17 protein-coding genes are annotated in these 18,963 nt (G+C 70.3%); 11 read left to right on the top strand and 6 right to left on the bottom strand.

Annotation, left to right across the window (positions count from 1 at the left end):
* The first annotated feature begins 10 nt into the window (after positions 1 to 10).
* The gene (locus KSF81_RS14275; RefSeq protein ID WP_217379562.1) at positions 11 to 1,042 is read left to right on the top strand and encodes a glycosyltransferase; all 1,032 of its coding nucleotides are present in this window, start codon (positions 11 to 13) and stop codon (positions 1,040 to 1,042) included.
* A complete protein-coding gene (locus KSF81_RS14270; RefSeq protein ID WP_217379561.1) occupies positions 1,039 to 2,079 on the top strand; it encodes a glycosyltransferase in 1,041 nt (346 codons plus the stop codon). The genes KSF81_RS14275 and KSF81_RS14270 overlap by 4 nt, the downstream gene beginning before the upstream one ends.
* 35 nt (positions 2,080 to 2,114) lie before the next feature.
* Here the strand turns inward: KSF81_RS14270 and KSF81_RS14265 are convergent, their stop codons facing one another.
* Positions 2,115 to 2,804 carry a WecB/TagA/CpsF family glycosyltransferase gene (locus KSF81_RS14265; RefSeq protein ID WP_309139561.1) on the bottom strand — a complete coding sequence of 230 codons (690 nt, stop codon included), beginning with the start codon at positions 2,802 to 2,804 and terminating at the stop codon, positions 2,115 to 2,117.
* A gap of 178 nt (positions 2,805 to 2,982) precedes the next feature.
* Positions 2,983 to 4,044 (bottom strand): outer membrane beta-barrel protein, encoded by a 1,062-nt coding sequence (locus tag KSF81_RS14260; protein WP_217379560.1) that lies wholly within the window; start codon positions 4,042 to 4,044, stop codon positions 2,983 to 2,985.
* A gap of 600 nt (positions 4,045 to 4,644) precedes the next feature.
* On the opposite strand from KSF81_RS14260, the gene KSF81_RS14255 reads away from it, so the two are divergent.
* The 7 genes from KSF81_RS14255 (at position 4,645) to KSF81_RS14225 (ending at position 10,461) form a co-directional block, all read left to right on the top strand.
* Positions 4,645 to 5,016, top strand: coding sequence for a hypothetical protein (locus KSF81_RS14255; protein WP_217379559.1), 372 nt, complete (start codon positions 4,645 to 4,647; stop codon positions 5,014 to 5,016).
* A gap of 3 nt (positions 5,017 to 5,019) precedes the next feature.
* On the top strand, positions 5,020 to 6,789 hold the full coding sequence (locus KSF81_RS14250) for a type I secretion system permease/ATPase (protein ID WP_217379558.1): 1,770 nt from the start codon (positions 5,020 to 5,022) through the stop codon (positions 6,787 to 6,789).
* Positions 6,786 to 8,216: an HlyD family type I secretion periplasmic adaptor subunit gene (locus tag KSF81_RS14245; RefSeq protein WP_217379557.1), complete on the top strand. Its 1,431-nt coding sequence runs from the start codon at positions 6,786 to 6,788 to the stop codon at positions 8,214 to 8,216. The genes KSF81_RS14250 and KSF81_RS14245 overlap by 4 nt, the downstream gene beginning before the upstream one ends.
* Positions 8,217 to 8,320: 104 nt before the next feature.
* On the top strand, positions 8,321 to 8,605 hold the full coding sequence (locus KSF81_RS14240) for a hypothetical protein (RefSeq protein ID WP_217379556.1): 285 nt from the start codon (positions 8,321 to 8,323) through the stop codon (positions 8,603 to 8,605).
* Positions 8,553 to 9,275: a glycosyltransferase family 2 protein gene (locus KSF81_RS32150; protein WP_375293329.1), complete on the top strand. Its 723-nt coding sequence runs from the start codon at positions 8,553 to 8,555 to the stop codon at positions 9,273 to 9,275. Before KSF81_RS14240 ends, KSF81_RS32150 begins: the two co-directional genes overlap by 53 nt.
* Positions 9,232 to 9,558: a hypothetical protein gene (locus KSF81_RS32145; RefSeq protein ID WP_217379554.1), complete on the top strand. Its 327-nt coding sequence runs from the start codon at positions 9,232 to 9,234 to the stop codon at positions 9,556 to 9,558. Before KSF81_RS32150 ends, KSF81_RS32145 begins: the two co-directional genes overlap by 44 nt.
* 423 nt (positions 9,559 to 9,981) lie before the next feature.
* Positions 9,982 to 10,461 carry a cellulase family glycosylhydrolase gene (locus KSF81_RS14225; protein ID WP_217379553.1) on the top strand — a complete coding sequence of 160 codons (480 nt, stop codon included), beginning with the start codon at positions 9,982 to 9,984 and terminating at the stop codon, positions 10,459 to 10,461.
* 8 nt (positions 10,462 to 10,469) lie between these two features.
* Here KSF81_RS14225 and KSF81_RS14220 read toward each other — a convergent pair whose 3' ends face one another.
* Entirely contained in the window at positions 10,470 to 11,525 is a 1,056-nt protein-coding gene (locus KSF81_RS14220) for an acyltransferase (protein WP_217379552.1), read from the bottom strand.
* Positions 11,526 to 11,656: 131 nt separating this feature from the next.
* Between KSF81_RS14220 and KSF81_RS14215 the strand changes: the two genes are divergently transcribed.
* Together KSF81_RS14215 and KSF81_RS14210 are read left to right on the top strand one after the other, a co-directional pair.
* Positions 11,657 to 13,009, top strand: coding sequence for an O-antigen ligase (locus tag KSF81_RS14215; RefSeq protein ID WP_217379551.1), 1,353 nt, complete (start codon positions 11,657 to 11,659; stop codon positions 13,007 to 13,009).
* 2 nt (positions 13,010 to 13,011) lie between these two features.
* Positions 13,012 to 14,034 (top strand): acyltransferase, encoded by a 1,023-nt coding sequence (locus KSF81_RS14210; RefSeq protein WP_217379550.1) that lies wholly within the window; start codon positions 13,012 to 13,014, stop codon positions 14,032 to 14,034.
* Positions 14,035 to 14,159: 125 nt separating this feature from the next.
* On the opposite strand, the gene KSF81_RS14205 is transcribed toward KSF81_RS14210, so the two are convergent.
* The 3 genes from KSF81_RS14205 to KSF81_RS14195 are packed head-to-tail and all read right to left on the bottom strand — an operon-like array spanning position 14,160 to position 18,849.
* Positions 14,160 to 15,656 (bottom strand): hypothetical protein, encoded by a 1,497-nt coding sequence (locus tag KSF81_RS14205; protein ID WP_217379549.1) that lies wholly within the window; start codon positions 15,654 to 15,656, stop codon positions 14,160 to 14,162.
* Positions 15,637 to 16,641, bottom strand: a complete 1,005-nt coding sequence (gene galE / locus KSF81_RS14200) for a UDP-glucose 4-epimerase GalE (protein WP_217379548.1) — start codon at positions 16,639 to 16,641, stop codon at positions 15,637 to 15,639. The genes KSF81_RS14205 and galE overlap by 20 nt, the downstream gene beginning before the upstream one ends.
* 12 nt (positions 16,642 to 16,653) lie before the next feature.
* Complete coding sequence (locus KSF81_RS14195; RefSeq protein WP_217379547.1) at positions 16,654 to 18,849, bottom strand: polysaccharide biosynthesis tyrosine autokinase; 2,196 nt, start codon at positions 18,847 to 18,849, stop codon at positions 16,654 to 16,656.
* Positions 18,850 to 18,963 lie beyond the last annotated feature (114 nt).

The following is an 18,963-nucleotide window of genomic DNA, read 5'->3' as shown; positions in this document are numbered from 1 at the left end:
AGCACGCCCGATGTCCCATACCCTTCTTCCGGCCCGCCCGGGCGCCGGTTCCGCAGCCACGGGTCCCGCACCGGAGAGCCGTGCCGCGGCCCCGCGCATCGCCGTGCTGATCCCCTGCTACAACGAGGAAGTCGCGATTCCCGGCGTCGTCGCCGCCTTCCGGGCCGCGCTGCCGCTGGCCACCATCCACGTCTACGACAATAACTCGGGGGACCGGACGCGGCAGGTGGCGGCCGCGGCCGGTGCCGTGGTGCGGACCGAGACGCTGCAGGGCAAGGGCCATGTGGTCAGGCGCATGTTCGCCGATATCGAGGCGGATGTTTACCTGCTGGTCGATGGCGACGGCACCTATGATGCGGCCGTGGCGCCGGAACTGGTGCGGCTGCTGCTGGAACAGCAGCTCGACATGGTGACCGGGGTGCGCGTCACCGACGCCACCGCCGCCTATCGCCCCGGCCACCGCTTCGGCAATGCGCTGCTCACCGGCATGGTGCGGCAGATCTTCGGCAACCGCATCACCGACATGCTGTCGGGCTACCGCGCCTTCTCCCGTCGCTTCGTGAAGAGCTTCCCGGCGCTCGCCGAGGGGTTCGAGACCGAGACCGAGTTCACCGTCCACGCGCTGGAGTTGATGCTGCCGGTCGGCGAGTTGCTGACGCCCTATCGCGAGCGGCCGCAGGGCTCGGTCAGCAAGCTGCGCACCTATAGCGACGGGTTCCGCATCCTTCGCACCATCCTCCTGCTGGTGCAGCGCGAGCGGCCGCTGGCCTTCTTCGCGAGCGCCGGCGCGCTGCTGCTGCTGCTGGGGGTCGGGCTCTCGGTGCCGGTGGTGCTGGAATTCCTGCGCAGCGGGCTGGTACCGCGGCTGCCGACGGCGGTGCTCTCGACCGGCCTGGTGCTGCTCTCCTTCCTCGCCTTCGCCTGCGGGCTGATCCTGGATACCGTGACGCGCGGCCGGAAGGAGGCGAAGCGGATCGCCTATCTCGCCATCCCGGCCCCGGATTTCAGCACGGCGGGGCTGGAAGGCGGGACGCCGGCGTGAACTGGCCCGCCTACCCGCAGCCCCGCCACCTGGCCGGCGCCGAGGCGCCGCCCGCGCCGGGCTATGCCGCCGATGTCATCATCCTGGCGCTCGACCGGGCCGAGGATACCATCGCCGCCATCGCCTCCGCCCGGGCGCAGGCCGGGGTGGCGAAGCATGTCTGGATCGCCGATCAGGGCAGCCGGCCGGAGAACCTCGCCATGCTGGCCGCCGCCGTGGAGGGCGCGGCGGATGCGACACTGGTGCAGCTCGACCGCAATTGGGGCGTGGCCGGCGGCCGCAACCGCGCAACCGCGCTAGGGCAAGGGCGGGTGGTCTTCGCCCTCGACAATGATGCGGAATTCGCCACCCCGGACACGCTCGCCCGCGCCGTGCAGGCGCTCGAGGCGGAGCCGGATCTCGCCGCCATCGGCTGCCGCATCCTGGTGCATGCGACCGGCGCCGAGGATCTCTCCTCCTGGGGCTACCCGGCCTCGCTGCTGCCACGCGCGGCGGAGAGCTTCGACACCGTAACCTTCGTAGGTGCCGGCCATGCCATCCGCCGCGCCGATTTCGCGGCGGCGGGCGGCTATGACGACGCGCTGTTCTTCGCCTGGGAGGAGTTCGACTTCGCGCTTCGCGCCATCAATCTCGGCCGCCGCATCCGCTATCGCGGCGACATCGCGGTGCGGCACAAGGTCAGCGGCGAGCGGCGCTTTGCCTGGTCCGGCACGCGCTGGTTCCACTTCGTCCGCAACCGGCTCTACATCGCGCTGAAATCCGGCACCCCTGCGGCGACGCTGCTGCCGCGCTTCCTGGCCTATCAGGTGAAGGGTGCACGGAACGGGGTGCTGTGGCAGGGGCTGCGGGCCGGCGCGGCGGCGCTCCGCCTCGCCCGCGAATTCCACCCGGACCCGGGGCAGGAGGCGCTGTACCGGCTGACGCCGGCGGCGCGGGAATACCTGGCGCGGAACGACGCCGCGCATCGTGGTAGCTGGCTCAGCCGGGCCAGGGCGGAGGTGCTGGCGGCGTTGCCGGGCGTGCCGGCCGCCCGCTGACCAGGGGGCACAAGGCCCGGATCAGCCATCGCGGCTCAGGTGCCGCGCCGCTGCCTTGCCTCCCGCCACAACAGGCCGAGGATCGCCGGGTCGTCCACGAGGTAGCGCCGGGCCAGGCGGCGCGGGTCCTGCGCCAGCCGCCAGGCCCATTCCAGCCCGGCCCGCTGCACCGGAAGCGGTGCACGGCGCTCCGCCCCGGTCAGGAACAGCAGGCTCGCACCAATGCAAAGCCCGATGCCGCGTGCCCGACCGCGTTCCACCAGGGCCCGCGCCACCACCTCCTGCCGCGGCGAGCCGACGGCAAGGAAGGTGAAGCGGGCGGGATTGGCCTCCAGGAAGCCGATCGCCGCCTCCAGCGCCGCCGGGTCCCGGTCGAATCCCATCGGCGGGTCGTGATGGGCAAGGCGCCGGAGGCCGAACCGCGCCGCCAGCGCCGCCGCCGTCCCGATGGAGCCGCCCAGGATCGCCACCGGGTCCTCGGGCCGGATCACCCTTTCGAAGAGCGCCGCCGTCAGGTCGCTGCCCGGCACCACGGCGGGTGCCGGCAGGCCGAGCAGTCGCGCCAGCCGCGCGACCACCCGGCTGTCCAGCAGCCGCATGGCGGCCCCGGCATAGAGCGGCGCGAGCCCCGGCTCCCGCGCCAGCCGGATCAGGTGGTCGGCATTGGGCGTGACCAGGAAGGCGAAAGGCGCCTCCGCCGGCCGCGCCGCCAGCCGCCCCAGCACGGCCTCCAGCGTCAGGTCGGCGAAATCGAGGCCAAGCAGGCGGATTGCGGGGGCGGGTCCGATCAGAGGGCGATCCGCAGCCGGAGCTGGAGCAGGTTGCGGTCATATTCGGGGACGCCGCCGCTCGACTCCAGGCGCTTGTAGAAGGAATAGGAGCCCAACACCGCCATGTTGCGGTTCAGCAGGTAACGGGCGCTGAGCGTGGCGACGCCGTCGGTCGCGGTCTGGTTCGGGCTGCTGTATTCGCGGCGATCGGCCCGCAATCGGCGCCGAGGATGACATTGCGGAGATATTCGTGGTCCACCCGGGCCGCTGCCGTGGTGCGCTGGTAGCTCACCGCATCGAGCCGGATGGATTCCTCGATGGTGCGCGCCACATTGAAGCTGACGGTGGTGAGCAGGCTCGGCGACCAGGTGAGCTGCCCTTCCACCGCCGGCCCTTCCAGCGTCTTGATGGTTGGGCTGCGGTAGTCGCGCTGGCGCCAGCCAAAGGCAAGCCGCCCCTGCCATACCCCGTCGAAATCATACTGGAAGCCGACCAGCGCCTCCCAGGTGAAGCTGTCCCGGCCGTTCGAGACGCTTTTGGTGTAGTTGATATCCTGCACCCGGACGACGCCGGTGATGTGGCGGCCGGGCGCGAAGGCATAGGTGGTGCCCACCGCGCCGATGACGGTGTCGAAATCATTGTTCGAAACCGGCTGCGGAACACCGGCCAGGGTCGTGTCCTGGAAGCGGTAGGTGCGGTAGGTTCCGGTGCCGAGCAGGCCGACCCGGTTGAACCGGGTGACGCCGGTGACCTGCACCTCATCGGAATCATAGGGCACGGGCTGCGAGATGCCGGCGGTCTGCACGTCGAAGTTGTAGACGTCCAGGTGCTGCCTGTAGTGCCGGTAGCGGGCATCGACATTGGTATCGGCCGAGAAGTCGTAGCGGCCGAAGCCGCCTACATTCCAATCCGTCCAATCCAGGCTGCTTTCGCGGAAATATTGCCGGGCATCGACATTGCCGGAGACACCGACCGCATGCGTGCTCCAGTCGCTATCCAGCGAAAGGCTGCCACTTTGGGTCGCGAAGCCATCGGACCTGATGTTGCGCTCACGGCCGAACAGGTTGCTGTCCCAGCCGAGTCCCGCCTCCGCCGCAGCATCCAGCCGGAAGCCGCCGAGTCGCACGCCCAGGGGGTCGTAGTCGCGCCGCGGCCGCGATTCGACCGTGACCCCCCGTTCGACGTCACGTGGCACGACGCTCTGCGCCGATGCCCCCACCACCGGCACCCAACCAAGAACCAGTGCCCAGGCAACATGTCCCGGCAACCGCATCGCCATGTTTCACCCGCTATTCACCCGCCCGGGGTTTGCTACCACGGGCCAGGATGGGTCGGTCAATGTGCAACATTCACGATCCGTCATTTCCGCGGCGATATGCCGGCAGGTGTGTTGCATGCCGCTCGCGATAATGTTTCGGGCGCGAAAGACTCTTGATGGATGACGGCTGGAGGTACTTAGGAACAAGATGTCGGTTGAGTATCGATTTCTGCGACTTGTCGAAAGAGCTTGCAATTGAGTGCCATGCGAGGACGTATTCCAACCATAGGGTGCATCTGCGCCGCTCGCACAGCCTCGGGCGCCCCGGGGTGCGGCAGCAGGGCCCATTCCTTGCAGCGGATCACCGGCCGCGACGGTTCGGCGGGCGGCGGGCGGAAGCGTCGCTGGCCGGCCATCCAGGCGGCGGCGCAGCCCTGAGTTCGAAACCGGAGCCAAAGAATGGCAACCATCGAGACGATCAGACCAGACCTTGGCCGACCAGAGCTTGGCAAAACGGAAGCCGGCAGCCCCCGTACGATGACCGATAGCCCACTCGACTTCGCAGCCTTCCGGCAGGGCCGCGGCGAGGCGGAGCGGACGACCGACCTGCTGGCCTTCGGCCTTGCTGCCGAGCGGCAGGAGCCCGTGACGCCGGAGGCAATCGCCCGGCTCCGGCAGGAAGCCACGGCCGCGCTGAGCGATTTCTCGTTCCGCTACCTGCACAATACGGTGGAGCAGGTGCGGCGCGACGCGGTTACGGAACATCTCGGCCGTCTGCGGCCCCCGCCGGGCTTCCTGCGGCTGGTCCTGGCCAATCTGGTCGCCCTGGCGCTGGCCGCGGCGGCCGGCTGGTGGCTGATGCAGCACCCCGAAACCCTGGCCGGAATTTCCGGCCTCTTGGCAGGCTGACGCATGTCCGGAACCCGCCTTGCCCTTTCGGGCCTCGATCCCGCAACGGAAACCCCGCTGCGCCGGGCATTGCGCGCCTGCCGCAAGCAGTTCCTGTTGGTGGGCGTGTTCAGCGGGGTGGTGAACCTGCTGCAACTGACCACCTCGATCTACATGATGCAGGTCTTCGACCGGGTGCTGGCCACCCGTGTCCTGGATACCCTGCTCTATCTCTCCCTCATCGCCGGCGCCGCGGTCTTCGTGCTGGCGCTGCTCGAAGCGGTGCGCGGCCAAGTCATGCAGCGGCTCGGCACCTGGGTCGAGCATCGGGTGGCGCCGGAGAGCTTCGTCCGGGCCATCGAGAGCACGCTGCGCGGCCGGCCCTACCGGATGGAGGCGCTGCGCGACCTGGCGGTCTGCCGCGGCTATCTCGGCTCGCCCGGGGCGCTCTCGCTCTATGACGTGCCCTGGGTGCCGATCTATATCGCCGTGATCTTCCTGCTGCACCCGGTGATGGGCTGGATCGCCCTGGGCGGTGCCTTCCTCCTGTTCGGGCTGACCCTCACCAGCGAGCTTTCGACCTCGAAGCTGCTGAAGGAAGCGAATACCGCGGCGATGTCCTCGCAGCGCCGGGCCGATGCCATCTCCCGCAATGCCGAGGTGATCGACAGCATGGGCATGCTGCCCTCGGTCATCGGCCGCTGGCGGGAATCCGTCGCCGCGATGACCGAGCCGCAGCAGCGCGCCGCGGACCGCGCCGCCATGCTGGTCGCCGCCACCAAATTCTTCCGCCTCGCCGTCCAGATCGCGATCCTGGGCGTCGGCGCCTATCTGGTGCTGCTGCAGGAGCTGACCTCGGGCGCCTCCATCGCCGGCTCCATCATCATGGGCCGGGCGCTGGCGCCGGTGGAGCAGATGATCGGCGGCTGGAAGCAGTTGGTGCAGGCGCGCCAGTCCTTCCGCCGCCTGCAGTCCTTCCTGGCCCTGCCCCGGCTGCGGCCGCCCGGCCTGCCACTGCCCGAACCCACTGGCCAGCTTTCGGTGGAGCGCGTCTCCTATGCCTTCCCGGGCCAGGGCGTGGCGATGATCAAGGGGGTGAATTTCAGCCTCTCCGCCGGCGAGAGCCTGGCGATCATCGGTCCTTCCGCCGCCGGCAAGACCACGCTGATCCGGCTGCTGATCGGCACCCTGCCGGCCTCGGCGGGCACGGTCCGGCTGGACGGCGCCGATGTCTACCAGTGGCTGCGCGAGGATTTCGGCCGCCATGTCGGCTACCTGCCGCAGGACGTGGAACTCTTCGACGGCACCGTCTTCGGCAATATCGCCCGCATGGCCGAGGCGACGCCGGACAATGTCTATGAGGCCGCCATGCTCGCCGGCTGCCATGAGATGATCCTGCGCCTGCCGAATGGTTACGAGACCGAGATCGGCGATGGCGGCCAGTATCTCTCGGGCGGCCAGCGGCAGTTGATCGGCCTGGCCCGCGCCATGTTCGGCCGGCCGAAATTCGTGGTGCTGGACGAGCCGAACAGCAACCTGGACGGCGATTCCGAGGCGCAATTGCTGCGTGCCCTGGAACGGCTGAAGGAACAGGGCACCACCGTCGTGCTGGTGTCCCACCGGCCGACCCTGGTGCAGGGCGTGGACAAGATCCTGCTACTGAAGGACGGCGCCATGGAAATGTTCGGCCCGCGCGCCGAGGTGCTGAAGCGCCTGATGACCCAATCGCGCCCGGCGGAGGTGCCAGCGGCCCCCGCCAGCGTTCGCCTGGAAGGAGCCGGCGCCGCCCGATGAGCACCGAATCCCCCACCCTCGTTCCCGTCGCCAGGACCTCCGCTGTGGTCCCGGCGCCCTCCTCCCGGGCGCTCGTGCCACTTGGCCGGAGGGAGCTTGGCTCCGTCCTGCCGCCCTATCCGCCCAACCTGCTGCTGGATGCGCCGGCGCCCCGCACCCGCATGCCGCTGATCTTCGGCCTGGTTGTCTTCCTCATCTTCGTCGTGGGTTTCGGCGCCTGGGCCGTGCTGGCTCCTCTGGCCGAGGCCGCCATCGCCCCTGGCGTCATCAAGGTGGAGGGCAATCGCCGCACCATCCAGCACCTGGAAGGCGGCATCGTCCGCGAGATCCTGGTCCGCGATGGCACCAGGGTCGAGGCCGGCCAGGTGCTGATGCGGCTCGATGACATCCAGTCCGATGCCACTCTGGAGACTCAGCGGGCACAGCGCTGGGCCCTGCTGGCGCAGGATGCGCGGCTTTCCGCCGAGATGGCGCGGGCGCAGGAGATCAGCTTCCCCGCCGACCTGCTGGGCAGCCCGTTGCCGCGGGCGATGGATGCCGTGACCGGCCAGCGGGCGCTGTTCGAGGCGCGGACCGCCAGCCTGAACAGCCAGGTGCAGGTGCTCCAGGCGCGGATCGACCAGCAGCAGGCGGTGATCGCCGGCGCCCGCGGCCAATTGGCCGCCACGCGCCAGCAACTCACATTCATCCGGCAGGAGGAGACCATGCGGCGCGGCCTGGTGCAGCAGGGCCTCGGCCGGCTGCCGGAATTGCTGGCGGTGCAGCGTGCCCGGGCCGGGCTGGAGGGCTCCATCGAGGACCTGAACGGCCAGGTGGAGCGCGCCAACGCCAGCATCGCGGAAGCCGAGAAGCAGATACAGCAACTGGTCGACCAGCGGATGCAGGAAGTCTCGACCGAGTTGCGGGACGTCCGCGGCAAACTGGCTGAAACCGAGGAGCGGCTGCGGGCCGCGAGCGACGTGCAGTCCCGGCGGGATATCCTGGCGCCGGAGGCCGGCACCGTGCTCAACCTCCGCATCTTCACCTTGGGTGCGGTGTTGAAGCCCGGCGACCCCGTCATGGATCTGGTGCCGGAGAATGACCGCCTGGTCGCCGAGGTGAATGTCCAGCCCATGGACATCGACGTGGTCTATCCCGGCCTGCGGACCGAGATCCGGCTCCCCGCCTTCAAGCAGCGCCTGGTGCCCTTCCTGCACGGGCATGTGACCTGGGTCGCCGCCGATGTGACCACCAATGACCAGACGCGGCAGCAATACTATCGGGCCTATGTCCTGATCGATCGGGACCAGCTGGAGCGCCTGCCCAATATCTTCCTCACCCCCGGCATGCCGGTGGAGGCGCATGTCCAGATCGGCGAGCGGACCTTCTTCCGCTACATAACCCAGCCGATCCGCGACAGCTTCCATCGCGCCTTCCGCGAGCAATAGGCGGCCGGACAGCCGGAGCGGCCGCCTTCGAGGGGGGGCGGTCGCCTCCGGAGGGTGGTAGGCTCCGTTCCGTTCAACCGGACAGATCAGGAGAGAATCATACCATGGCCGATGCGCGCACGATCTTCGCCGATGGCATCCTCGATGCCAGCGTCACCCACGGCGTCGCCCGCCTGACCCTGGCCCAGACCGGGCCGGACGGAAAGCCGGTCGCCGCCGGCCAGCTCGTCATGCCGCTGGTGCAGCTGCCGGCGCTGGCCAATGGCATCATGGGCCTGCTCAAGCAGATCGAGAGCCGGATGAAGGAGGCGCAGGCACAGGCGCAGCAGCCCGGCAATGCCGCCGCGGAGGCTCCGGCTTCGATCCCCGGCGCCTTCCGCTTCGGCTGAGCCGCGCATGCCGGCGCCAAACCTTGTCCCATCGGCGGCGCCGGTGCTCAGCGTGATCCTCTGCACCCATGCGCGGCCGGATTACCTCGGCGCCTGCCTGGCCGGCCTCGCCGCCCAGTCCCGCCGCGATTTCGAGCTGCTGGTGGTGGACAGCGCCTCGCCACCCGCTGCCGCGACGGCGATCGCCGGCCTCGCCGCCCGGCATGGGGCGCGGCTGCTGCGGGCGGAGGCGCCGGGGCTCAGTCTCGCCCGCAACCTCGGCCTCGCCGCCGCCCGCGCGCCCTGGGTGGCCTATCTGGATGACGATGCGGTGGCGGAGCCCGGCTGGGCCGCCGCCCTGCTCGCCCGCATCGCCATCCTGCCCGAAGCGGGAGCCGCGCTGGGGGGGGCGTATCCTGCCGGCCTGGGAAGCGCCGCTGCCGGACTGGTGGCCGCCGGCGCTGCGCGGCGTGCTCACCATCGTGGAATGGGCAGGCTTCGGGGAGGTCGGGCAGGACCTGCCGGCGGGGGTGGATATCTACGGCGCCAATATGGCTTTCGCCGCGGCACCGCTGCGCGAGATCGGCGGCTTCCCGGAGGCGCTTGGCCGCATCGGCAACCGGCTGCTCTCGGGCGAGGAGGTGGAGGTGGTGGGCCAACTCCGCGCCCGCGGCCACCGCGCCTTCTATGATGGTGCCGCCACGGTGCGGCACAGCATCCAGCGGGAGCGGCTGCGGCCGGCCTGGCTGCTCAGCCGCCTGCTCTGGCAAGGCGCGACCGATGCATTGCGCGACCGCCGCGGCGGCGGGCTCGGCCGGGCGCCGGGCGCCGCGCTGCGGCTGGCGGTGCAGGCGCCGCTGCTGCTCTGGCCCAGCGGCTCGCCGGCCCTGCTGCGGGCGCGCTGCGGCGCCGCCTATAACCTCGGCTACCTGCGGGGCCGGCTCTCGCCCGGCCTGCTCGGAAGCGCAACATGACCCTGCCGCGCCGCGCCCTGCTGGCCAGCCCCCTGCTCCTGCCCGGCCTTGCCGCGGCGCAGCCGGCTGATCTTCGCAGCCGGCTCGCCGGGCTGCGGCTCGGCGCCAATCTGGAGCGTTGGTTCACCATCGCCCGCGACAGCCAGCCACGCCGGCTTGGCCCCGCCTGGTGGCGAGGCTTCCGCGCGGCCGGCTTCGACCATGCCCGCATGTTCCTGCCGGAGGCGGCGCAGACCGGCGATTCGCGCGGGATTCTGGCCATGTATCGCCAGGCGGTGCAGGACGCGGTGGCGGCGGGTTTGCCGGTGCTGCTCGGCCTGGCCGACAGCTTCCACCACAGCAATCCCTGGGGGGGAGCGGGACTGGGCGGCACTCGCCACCCGCGCGGCCTATTTCGGCGCCGAGACCGACCCGGCGCAGGTGGTGCTGGCCCCGCTGAACGAACCCGCCTTCCCCGATACCGCCACCTGGCTGCCGATGCGCGACCGGCTGCTGGCCGCGCTCCGCCGCGCCGCGCCGCGCCACACGCTGATGTGGGGCGGTCACGAATGGTGCAGCGCCGCCTCCCTGCTGGAGGCCACGCCACCCGCCGACCGCAATACCATTGCCGAAGTGCATGACTATGCCGGCGGCGATGCGGGTGCGGTGCAGGCCCGCTTCGCCGATATGGCGGCGTGGCGGGACCGGCACCGGCTGCCGGTGCTGGTGACCGAACTCGGCGGCCCGCAGGCGCATGCCGAGGACCGCGCCGCCCTGGCCGCCGATCTCCGCGCCAGCCTGCCGGTGCTGCGTCGGCTCCGGCTGCCGGCGACGCTCTGGACCTATACGCATGGCGGCTGGTGGCGGCTGCAGCCGGGTGAGGATTCGGCGCCCTATCCCGAACTGCGCGCCGCGCTGGGCTGACCGCGGCGCTATTCCGCCGCGCTACGTGCCAGCCTGCCGCTTGGCGCCGGTGCCGCCCGCTGCAGGATCCAGCGATGCGCCGGCGTTTCCACGAAGCGGCAGGCCAGCCAGCCGGCCAGGAGATTCGCCAGGAAGCCGCCTGCCATCAGCAGAATGCGACCGGCGAGGCCCGGGTCGATCTGCCGCAGCAGCCCGACCAGCGCCGCCTCGATGAAGACCCAGCAGAGATAGACCCCGAAGGAGGCGTCGCCGAGCCGCAGCAGCAGGTCCGGCCGCGCCGGCTCCGCCTGCCAGGCGGCATGCTGCCAGATCCCCAGCATCAGCGCGGCAAGCCCCGCCACGGTCAGCGCGTCCTGGCGGAGCGCCAGCCCCAAGGGCAGCGCCAGCCCCGCGGCCAATACCAGGCTTGGCCGAAGCCGCCCCTCGGTCGCGAGCCGCCCCAGTGCGAGTCCACCACAGAATTCCAGACCGAAGCGCAACAGGCCAAGATGCACGGTGTGGTTCAGCCCGATCTGCGGCACCGCATTGGCCAGGGCCCAGAGGCCCGCAAACGCCAGCAGCGGCACCGCCGGCACCAGCCGCCGCGGCAGCCGCAGCAGCGCCGCAAGCACCAGCGGAAAGGCCAGGTATCCGGCCCATTCCACCGATAGCGCCCAGGACGGGTAATTCCAGGAATGCCGGCTGGTGGTTTCCCAGGCATTCACCAGCAGGAGTTGCAGCAGGAAGTCGCCGAGTCCGAACCGTTCCGGGTCGCGGATCGCCACCCCCAAGGCCATGGCCAACCCGACCAGCGCCGCCAGGGCCACCAGCGCCAGCAGGTGCAGCGGCAGGATCTTGGCCATGCGCCGCAGCAGGAAGCGCCGGGTCCCCGCCAGGCCCACAGGCGGCCGCGCCCCATAGCCCAGCCAGAGCGCGAAGCCGGAGAGCAGGAAGAAGCCATCCACCCCAAGATAGCCCACCCCCAGCACCGGCCGCAGCCAGGGCAGGCCCTGCGTCACGCCCAATGTCAGGTCCAGGTGATACAGGATCACCCAGCCGATCAGCAGCAGCCGCAGCCGGGTCAATCCGGCATGGCGCGGTGCGACGGCCGGCGCGGCCCCCCCTCGCCGCGTGGCTCCCTGACCCCAATCCCATTCCCCCTCCTGACAAATCGCTGATTTGGTTGTCCCGCAGCCCTGTGGGACAACGTGGCCGCATGAACATTGTTGCGTCACCAGCCGCCCAGCGGATCGCCGCACTCTCTGGCGCCACGCTACTGTTGCTTACCGCAGTGCTGCTGCCTGAATACATGATGGTGGCGATGCCGCTACTGGTCATGCTTCTGGCGGTGCTCGCGCTGTATCAATTCCCCATCGCCTTCGTGGCGGCGATGGTCCTGGTCTATGGGCTGGGCCTCGATATCCAATTGGATGTGCTGACTGCAACCGGTGGTGGCGGTGCCAGCGCGGCCCTGGGCGCGGCGGTGGTAAAGGTGGTTCCCTTTGCGCTCATGGGTTCGCTGATACTCCGCTACGGGTTGAACAGCGTGATCAATTGGCCGTTCCTGGCCTTCACCGCCATCGCAGCGCTCAGCATCGCGATCCTGCCGATCGGGCGCGTGGTGGGCATGGGCGAGATGATCCGCAGCCTGATCGGCTCCACCGCGCCCTTCGCGCTCGGCCTGGCGCTGGCGCCGCGCCGGGTCTGGACCGCGCTGATCCGCGGCGCGGCGCTGGTGCCGGTGATCAGCGCGCTGGCTGGGCTGCTCTCCGGTGTGGTCGGCTTCTATCCGCCGCTCGACCAGTTCGGTCGCTTCCAGGGGCTGCATTCCCCGCCCTTCCTGGCAGGGTTCTGCGTCACCGCCATCTTCGCCGCCATGCTGGAATACCTGCGCGGCTTCCGGCTGCGCTGGCTGCTGGTCGGCGGGGTCGACCTCGCCATCCTGCTGGCGACCCAGGCGCGGGCGCCGCTGGCCGCGGTTGTGCTGTTCCTGGCCCTGGTCTTCCTGTTCTCCGGCCCGCGCACCTTCCCGCTGAAACGCAAGGTGGACCTGGTGATGGGCGGGATGGTGCCGGGGCTGCTGCTGCTCGGCCCGATGGTGCTCTATGCGATGCAGCGCTTCACCGGGGATGGCGAATTCAACTATTCCGGGCGCGATATCATATGGCCCTATTTCCTTGAGGCGATCGAGGCCCGGCCCCTGTTCGGCTTCGGGCTCGGCGCCGGCAAGCTGATCGTCAATCCGGAAGACCCGATGATCCGGCTGCTCGGCAGCAGCGCCGCGCACAACGAATACCTGCGGCTTTCGGTGGATGCCGGCGTCATCGGCTGCGCGGCGATCTTCTGCGCCATCATCGCCTGGATCTGGGGCGGCACCCGCAACGCCCAGCTGACCGACCGGCTGGTGCTGCGCTGCGCCCTGGCTGCGGCGCTGCTGCATAGCGGCTTCGACAACACGCTCATCGCCAGCACGGCGGTGATGCAGTTCACCTTCTTCGCCGCCGCGCTCGCCCGGGTGCGGCAGGAAGCGCCAGCGCCACGCCACCGGCTCCGCCGCGCCGTCGCCTGACCATGCCCGAAGCACCCCTCTCCCCCGTGGCCAGCCGTGCCCGGCGGCTCGATCTCGACCGCGCCAAGGGCCTGGCCATCCTGCTGGTGGTCTTCGGCCATATCGTGGCGCGGGAGGTGCCGCCGGGGGTGGAGTGGTACGAGCCCCTGCGCTTCGCGATCTACCGCTTCCACATGCCCTTCTTCCTCTATCTCAGCGGCACGGTCGTGGTGCTGAGCGGCCTGCCCGCGGCAGTGCCCGCCGCCTGGCCTCGGCTGCTGCGGCGCCGCGCCGCCCGGCTACTGGTGCCCTTCTTCGGGATCGGCCTGCTGATCCTGGCCGCCAAGCTCCTGGCGGCACAGGTTGTGCACGTGGACAACCGGCCGGATGGCCTGCTGGGCGGGCTGGAGGATCTGTTCTGGACCACGGCGCATAGCCCTGCGACCTCGGTCTGGTACCTATTGGTGCTGTTCCTTTCCACCGTGGTGGCGCTGCCGCTGCTGCGGGCGGGGCTTGGCACCACCGGCCTGGTGCTGCTGGGCCTCGCGCTGCAATTCGCCGACCTGCCAGCGATCGCCTATCTCGACCGTTTCGCCAGCCACTTCCTGTTCTTCGCGGCCGGCATCTGGGTGGCGGCGCGGCAGGACCGGCTGCTGCCGGCCTTCGAACGCTGGCAATTCCTCTGGTGGCCGGTCTTCGGCGCGGCGATCGGCCTAGCGCTCGCGGGATGGCTGGATGAGCGCTGGTCCATGCTGGTCTGTGGCCTGCTCGCCGTCCCGGCCCTGCACGGCGCGGTGCGTTTGCCGCCGCTCTCGGGCCTGTCCTGGCCGCTGTTCTTCGGCCGCTACGCCATGGCGATCTACCTGTTCAACACCCTGGCGATCGGCTTGGCCAAGGCGCTGCTGATCGCCGTCGGCATCGGCTGGACAGCGCAGCACTTCCCGATTCATGCCATGGTGCTGATGCTGGCCGGGGTGGTGCTGCCGATCCTGCTGAAGGCGCTGCTGCTGCGCCGGGTCCCGGCATTGGATCGGATGACGGATTAGAGCGTGATCGCTTGAGGTGCTCGCACCGAAAAGCGTGAATCACGCGATCAAACAAAGGCATGGAGCATGATGCGTGAACGAAGGTGAACGCATCATGCTCTAGGATACGACCGCAGCCGCCTGCCTCAGGCCCCTGATGCGGCGCCGCGCCGCGATGCCACCGCCGCCCGAGCCACCTCCGACGAGGCCAGCACCGCCGCCGGGGTGAAGGCAAAGAGCCAGGCCAGCCGCGCCTGGTAACGATGCGCCGGGCCGGACAACCCGCCGGTGATCGCCGCATTGCCCAGCGCCGCCGCCAGAACGAAGAGACCGAGCGCGAGCCCGGGCAGGCCGATCCCGAGCCGTCGGCGGAGCAGCGGCAGCGCCAGCAGGGCCAGCAATCCCAGGAAATCAACCGTCCGGTAGAGCGGGGTGATGGTCCGGGCATCCTGCAGCAGCAGTCCCCTGTGCTGCCGGCTGGACTGGAACCGCGGGAGTTCATGCGCGAAGAATTGCGCAATCACCGGCTCCGGTCCCGGCGTGCCCACCCAAGGCTCCAGCCCATCCCCGGTATCGATCATCCGCAGCTGCTCGGCGGTATTGCCGAGCAACGCCAGCGCCACGCCCAGCGGCGCCGTCCGCAAGGTCTCGGCAATGATCGCATTGGCCTCCGGCGTCCAGGCCTTGGGGCCACCGAGATAGCCATAGAGGGTGCCGTCCGGCTCCCAGAGGAAGTGGTTGTGCCAGGGGCTCAGCCGGTCGAGCAGCGGGCAGATCCGATAGCCTGCCTCCGGGCAGGCTTGCCGCAGCATCGCCAGCCCGGGCCCATCATAGATCAGCCGCGTCGCGACGAAGACAGCGCCATAGGGCGAGAGCGCAGCACGTCCATGCCCGGCCAGGTTCACCGCAACCAGCGCCACCGCGGCGAGCAGCGGCGGCACCGCCATCCGCACCATGCCGCTGAGCGCCGGCCGCCAGCCCCGCCATACCAGCAGCACCGCACCTCCCAGTAGCGCAAGGCCAAGCGTCAGCGGCAGATGGCTCTGATGGACCACGACCGTAATGGTGGTCAGCAGCAGCAGCCACAGCCGCTCCGGCACCGAAAGCACGGTCATCCGGAAGCCCAGCAGCCAGAGACAGAGCACGAGCATGCCGGTGAAGAGATCCGGGATCAGCTGCGCCGCCACCCAGGGCAGCCCGGTCAGCAGCGCCAGCCCAAGGGCGGCCAGCACCAGCGCCAGCGGCTCCGGCCGCCCCAGCGCCCGGAGCGTCAGGCCAAGCAGATGCGCCAGGATCAGCCCCTGGACCAGCATCGGCAGCCAAAGGGTCAGGCGCCAATGTGTCGCCAGCAGGAATACGCTGTAGAAGGGCGGCCGATCCCAGCCGACGTAACGCTGCAGCGCCTGGCCGAGATAGGTCCCGGTATCGGCGAAGACCAGCGGATAGCCGTTCCAGAAGCCGGGCCAGACCAGCAGCAGCGCCGCCACCGCCAGGGCAAGCAGGCGCTGCACCGGATGCGGCCGCGCCGCCCGGTCCGCCGCGCCGTCGCCCGGAGATCCGCCGGTGTCGCGGGGAAGCAGCGTCTTCGGTGCCTCGACAACCTGCGCCAGCCCCGTATCCATCTCAGTTCGGGCGGCGATCATCGAAGCCGCGGGGATGCGCGGCGTGCCAGGCCCAGGCGGTGCGGACGATGTCGTCCAGGGCGCCGAGCCGGGGCGACCAGCCGGTATCCCGCCGCAACGCTTCGGAGGAGGCGACCAGTACCGCCGGGTCGCCGGCCCGGCGGGGGCCGAAGCCGTGCGGCACCGGCCGGCCGCCGATCCGCTCCACGGATTCGATCACCTGCTTCACGGAATAGCCGGTGCCGCTGCCGACATTGTACCGGCAACTGCCCGCTTCCAGCCGCTCCAGCACGCGGATATGCGCGTCCGCGAGATCGGCCACGTGCACATAGTCGCGGATGCAGGTGCCGTCCGGCGTCGGGTAGTCGGTGCCGAAGACCGTCAGCGGCGGCCTGGTGCCGAGCGCCGCGCCGATGGCCAGCGGAATGAGATGCGTCTCCGGCTCGTGGTCCTCGCCGATCCGGCCCGCGGGGTCGGCGCCGGCGGCGTTGAAGTAGCGCAGGCAGGCCGAGCGCAGCCCATGCACCTGGTCGGCCCAGTGCAGTCCGCGCTCCACCATCAGCTTGCTCTCGCCATAGGCGGAGGCGGGCGCCACCTCCGCCGCCTCGTCGATCGGCGTGTGCTTGGGGAAGCCGAAAAGCGCCGCGGTGGAGGAGAGCACGAAGCGCCGGCAGCCGGCCTGCACCGCGGCTTCCGCCAGGGTGAGGCTGTTCGAGAGGTTCTCCACGCAGTAGCGCAGCGGCTCCCGCATGCTCTCGCCGACCAGGGAAAGGGCGGCGAAGTGGAAGACCGCATCGAAGCGGCGGCTGGCGAAGACCTCCGCCAGCCGGGCACGGTCCGAGAGGCTGGCTACCACGAGCTCGGCCTCCGACGGCACGGCGGCGCGATGGCCCTGGCGCAAGTCGTCGAAGACCACCACCTGGTCGCCCCGCGCCAGCAGCGCCTGGACCAGGTGACTGCCGACATAGCCGGCGCCGCCAGTGACAAGAAAGCAGGCTCCGCTCATTCGCTCCCGCACCTATTCCCGGAAATAGCCACCGTAGCGCGGATGGTAGACTTCCGCATCGGCATAGCCGGAACGACCATGGACCTTGGCATCCACCTGGGTGAGCGCGGCACCGACCACGCGGGCATGCGCCTCCTCCAGCAGGCCGAGCGAGTTGCGCACCACGGAACGCGGCGTATCCCGCCACTTCACGCAGAGCAGCGTGGCATCGGCCAGCCGCGCCACGACCCGCGCATCCGCCATCGCGAGGGCCGGCGGCGCATCCAGCACGATCAGGTCGTAGTCGCGCCGCACCCGGTCGAGCAGCCCGGCCATCGCCTCCGACATGAAGAGTCCGAGGGAATGGATCTCCGCCGCCCCGGCCGGAATGTAGTCCAGGCTGGAGAGGTGGTCGCGGCGGATGATCCGCTCCAGCACCGCCTGGCCCAGCAGCAGGTCGGTGACGCCTGCCGCGCCCTCCGCCCGGAAGATCCGGCCGAGCGAGGGCTGCCGCACGTCGCAATCGATCAGCAGCACCCGCTCGCCATTCATGGCGGCGGAACGGGCCAGGGCGACCGAGGTGGTGGTCTTGCCCTCGCCCGGCCGCGCCGCGGTGATCACCACCACCCGCGGCGGCTCCGCCCCCAGCCAGAGCGCGGCACGGAGCGTCCGCATGCTCTCGGAGAAGGGGCTGAGCGGCTTCCGGACCACGTAGTCCTCGACCCGGTGCCGCCCGAGCAGGCCGCGCCGCAGCATCGGCACCAGCGCCAGGCAGGGCAGGCCGAGCGAGGCGCGCACCTCGTCGCCCGAGCGCATCGTGCTGTCCGCCTGTTCCAGGAACCAGATGACCAGCAGGCCAAACAGCACGCCCAGGATCACCGCGGCGGCAACGAAGAGCGTCACTTTCGGGAAGCTCGGCGAGCCCGGGACGGTGGCCGGCGACAGCACCCGCGCATCCGCCTTCTCGATCGCGGTCTGCGACACGGTCTGCTGCGAGCGTTCCAGCACCGCGCGCAGCAGGCTGCGCGACGCCTCGGCATCGCGTTCCAGCGCCGCCACCTGGATCTCGGAGGTCTGGCTCTGGTTGACCTTGGCTTCCTGTTGCCGGAGCGCATCCTCCAGGCTGCGGACCCGGGCGCGGGCGGCCCGCGCCTCGGCATCCAGCGCCTGCACCACGCGGCCGGTCTCGGAACCCACCGCGCGCTGCGCGTCATTGACCTTGGACCGGGCGGCGCGGACATCGGGATGGTTCGAGCCGAGCGTCGCCGACAGCCGCTCAAGCTCCGCCCGCGCGGCATCCAGCGCCGCGCGCTGGGAGATGAGGTTGGAGGCGCCGAGCGCCGTCAGGTCGGCGCCGCCGCCGCCGCGTGCCGCGGCCAACCGGGCGTCGGCGGTCGCCATCAGGTTGCGCGCCTCGATCAGGTCGGTGTTGATGCGGCTGACCTGTTCGGTGGCCAGCCCTGCGTTCACGCCACGGGTCAGGCCGGAGGAGGCGCGCAGCGTGGCGATGCGGCTCTCGGTCTGCTGCAGCTCCTGGCGGAGCTGCGCGACCCGGCTGTCGAGCCAGTCATTGGCCCGCCGCACCGCGTTGAACTTGGCTTCGAGCTGGTCGGCGATATAGAGGTCGGCGGCCTGGTTCGCGATATCCGTCGCCAGCCTGCGGTCCTCGGAGGTGAACTGGATCTGCAGCACGCGCGAATTCCGCACCACCTGCACCAGCAGCCGGTCGCGGACCGCCTCGGCGGCGGAAATCTCCGCCGTCTCCTCGGGTGGGACGGCTGCCGGCGGTTCCGGCGCCACCAGCGCGGCGAGATCCGGCGAGATCGTGGTGATTCGCTGCGCCAGCCCGTCCCGCAGCCGGTACCAGGGGGTGGCCTCGCGCTTCGCATCCTCCAGCCACCAGGCGAATTCCGGGCGGTCCGTCAGGCTGAATTGCCGCACGATTCGGCGCGCGAGCGACAGGCTGCGGATCACCTCGATCTGGCTGGCCAGCACCGCATCGGTGGTGTTCTCGTCGCGCAGGATGCTCTGGAGCTCCCGCGCCGCGTATTCGGTCGGCTCGAACATCACCGTGGTCACGGCGGTGTAGCGAGGCGTCAATTGCTTCGCCGCGATGAAGGCGGCTATGGGGAACAGGGCCGCGCACAGAATGAGCACCCAGCGCCGCCGGCGCAGCGCCGCAAGCAGCGCCGTGACAGTTACGCCCTCCGGCTCTATCTGCGCGGCCATGGGCACGGGGGTCCTGAGCGGCGGCCGGCGTTCGGCCGGCTCGCGGGACTCAACCGGTCTGTCGAGCATTCGCGGCTAATCTTCCCTTCACTGCTGCACTGCGGTAGCGGTGCG

This window comes from Siccirubricoccus sp. G192 (assembly GCF_019084075.1).
Lineage (GTDB): Bacteria > Pseudomonadota > Alphaproteobacteria > Acetobacterales > Acetobacteraceae > G192.
This window is presented reverse-complemented; position numbering and strand designations above follow the sequence as displayed.

What these genes read in the sequence shown, in the direction of transcription:
- KSF81_RS14275 (WP_217379562.1), top strand. Translation starts at nt 11, where the DNA reads ATGTCCCATACCCTTCTTCCGGCCCGCCCGGGCGCCGGTTCCGCAGCC.
- KSF81_RS14255 (WP_217379559.1), top strand. Translation starts at nt 4,645, where the DNA reads ATGACCGATAGCCCACTCGACTTCGCAGCCTTCCGGCAGGGCCGCGGC.
- KSF81_RS14250 (WP_217379558.1), top strand. Translation starts at nt 5,020, where the DNA reads ATGTCCGGAACCCGCCTTGCCCTTTCGGGCCTCGATCCCGCAACGGAA.
- KSF81_RS14245 (WP_217379557.1), top strand. Translation starts at nt 6,786, where the DNA reads ATGAGCACCGAATCCCCCACCCTCGTTCCCGTCGCCAGGACCTCCGCT.
- KSF81_RS14240 (WP_217379556.1), top strand. Translation starts at nt 8,321, where the DNA reads ATGGCCGATGCGCGCACGATCTTCGCCGATGGCATCCTCGATGCCAGC.
- KSF81_RS32150 (WP_375293329.1), top strand. Translation starts at nt 8,553, where the DNA reads ATGCCGCCGCGGAGGCTCCGGCTTCGATCCCCGGCGCCTTCCGCTTCG.
- KSF81_RS14215 (WP_217379551.1), top strand. Translation starts at nt 11,657, where the DNA reads ATGAACATTGTTGCGTCACCAGCCGCCCAGCGGATCGCCGCACTCTCT.
- KSF81_RS14210 (WP_217379550.1), top strand. Translation starts at nt 13,012, where the DNA reads ATGCCCGAAGCACCCCTCTCCCCCGTGGCCAGCCGTGCCCGGCGGCTC.
- KSF81_RS14205 (WP_217379549.1), bottom strand. Translation starts at nt 15,656, where the DNA reads ATGATCGCCGCCCGAACTGAGATGGATACGGGGCTGGCGCAGGTTGTC.
- galE (WP_217379548.1), bottom strand. Translation starts at nt 16,641, where the DNA reads ATGAGCGGAGCCTGCTTTCTTGTCACTGGCGGCGCCGGCTATGTCGGC.
- KSF81_RS14195 (WP_217379547.1), bottom strand. Translation starts at nt 18,849, where the DNA reads ATGGCCGCGCAGATAGAGCCGGAGGGCGTAACTGTCACGGCGCTGCTT.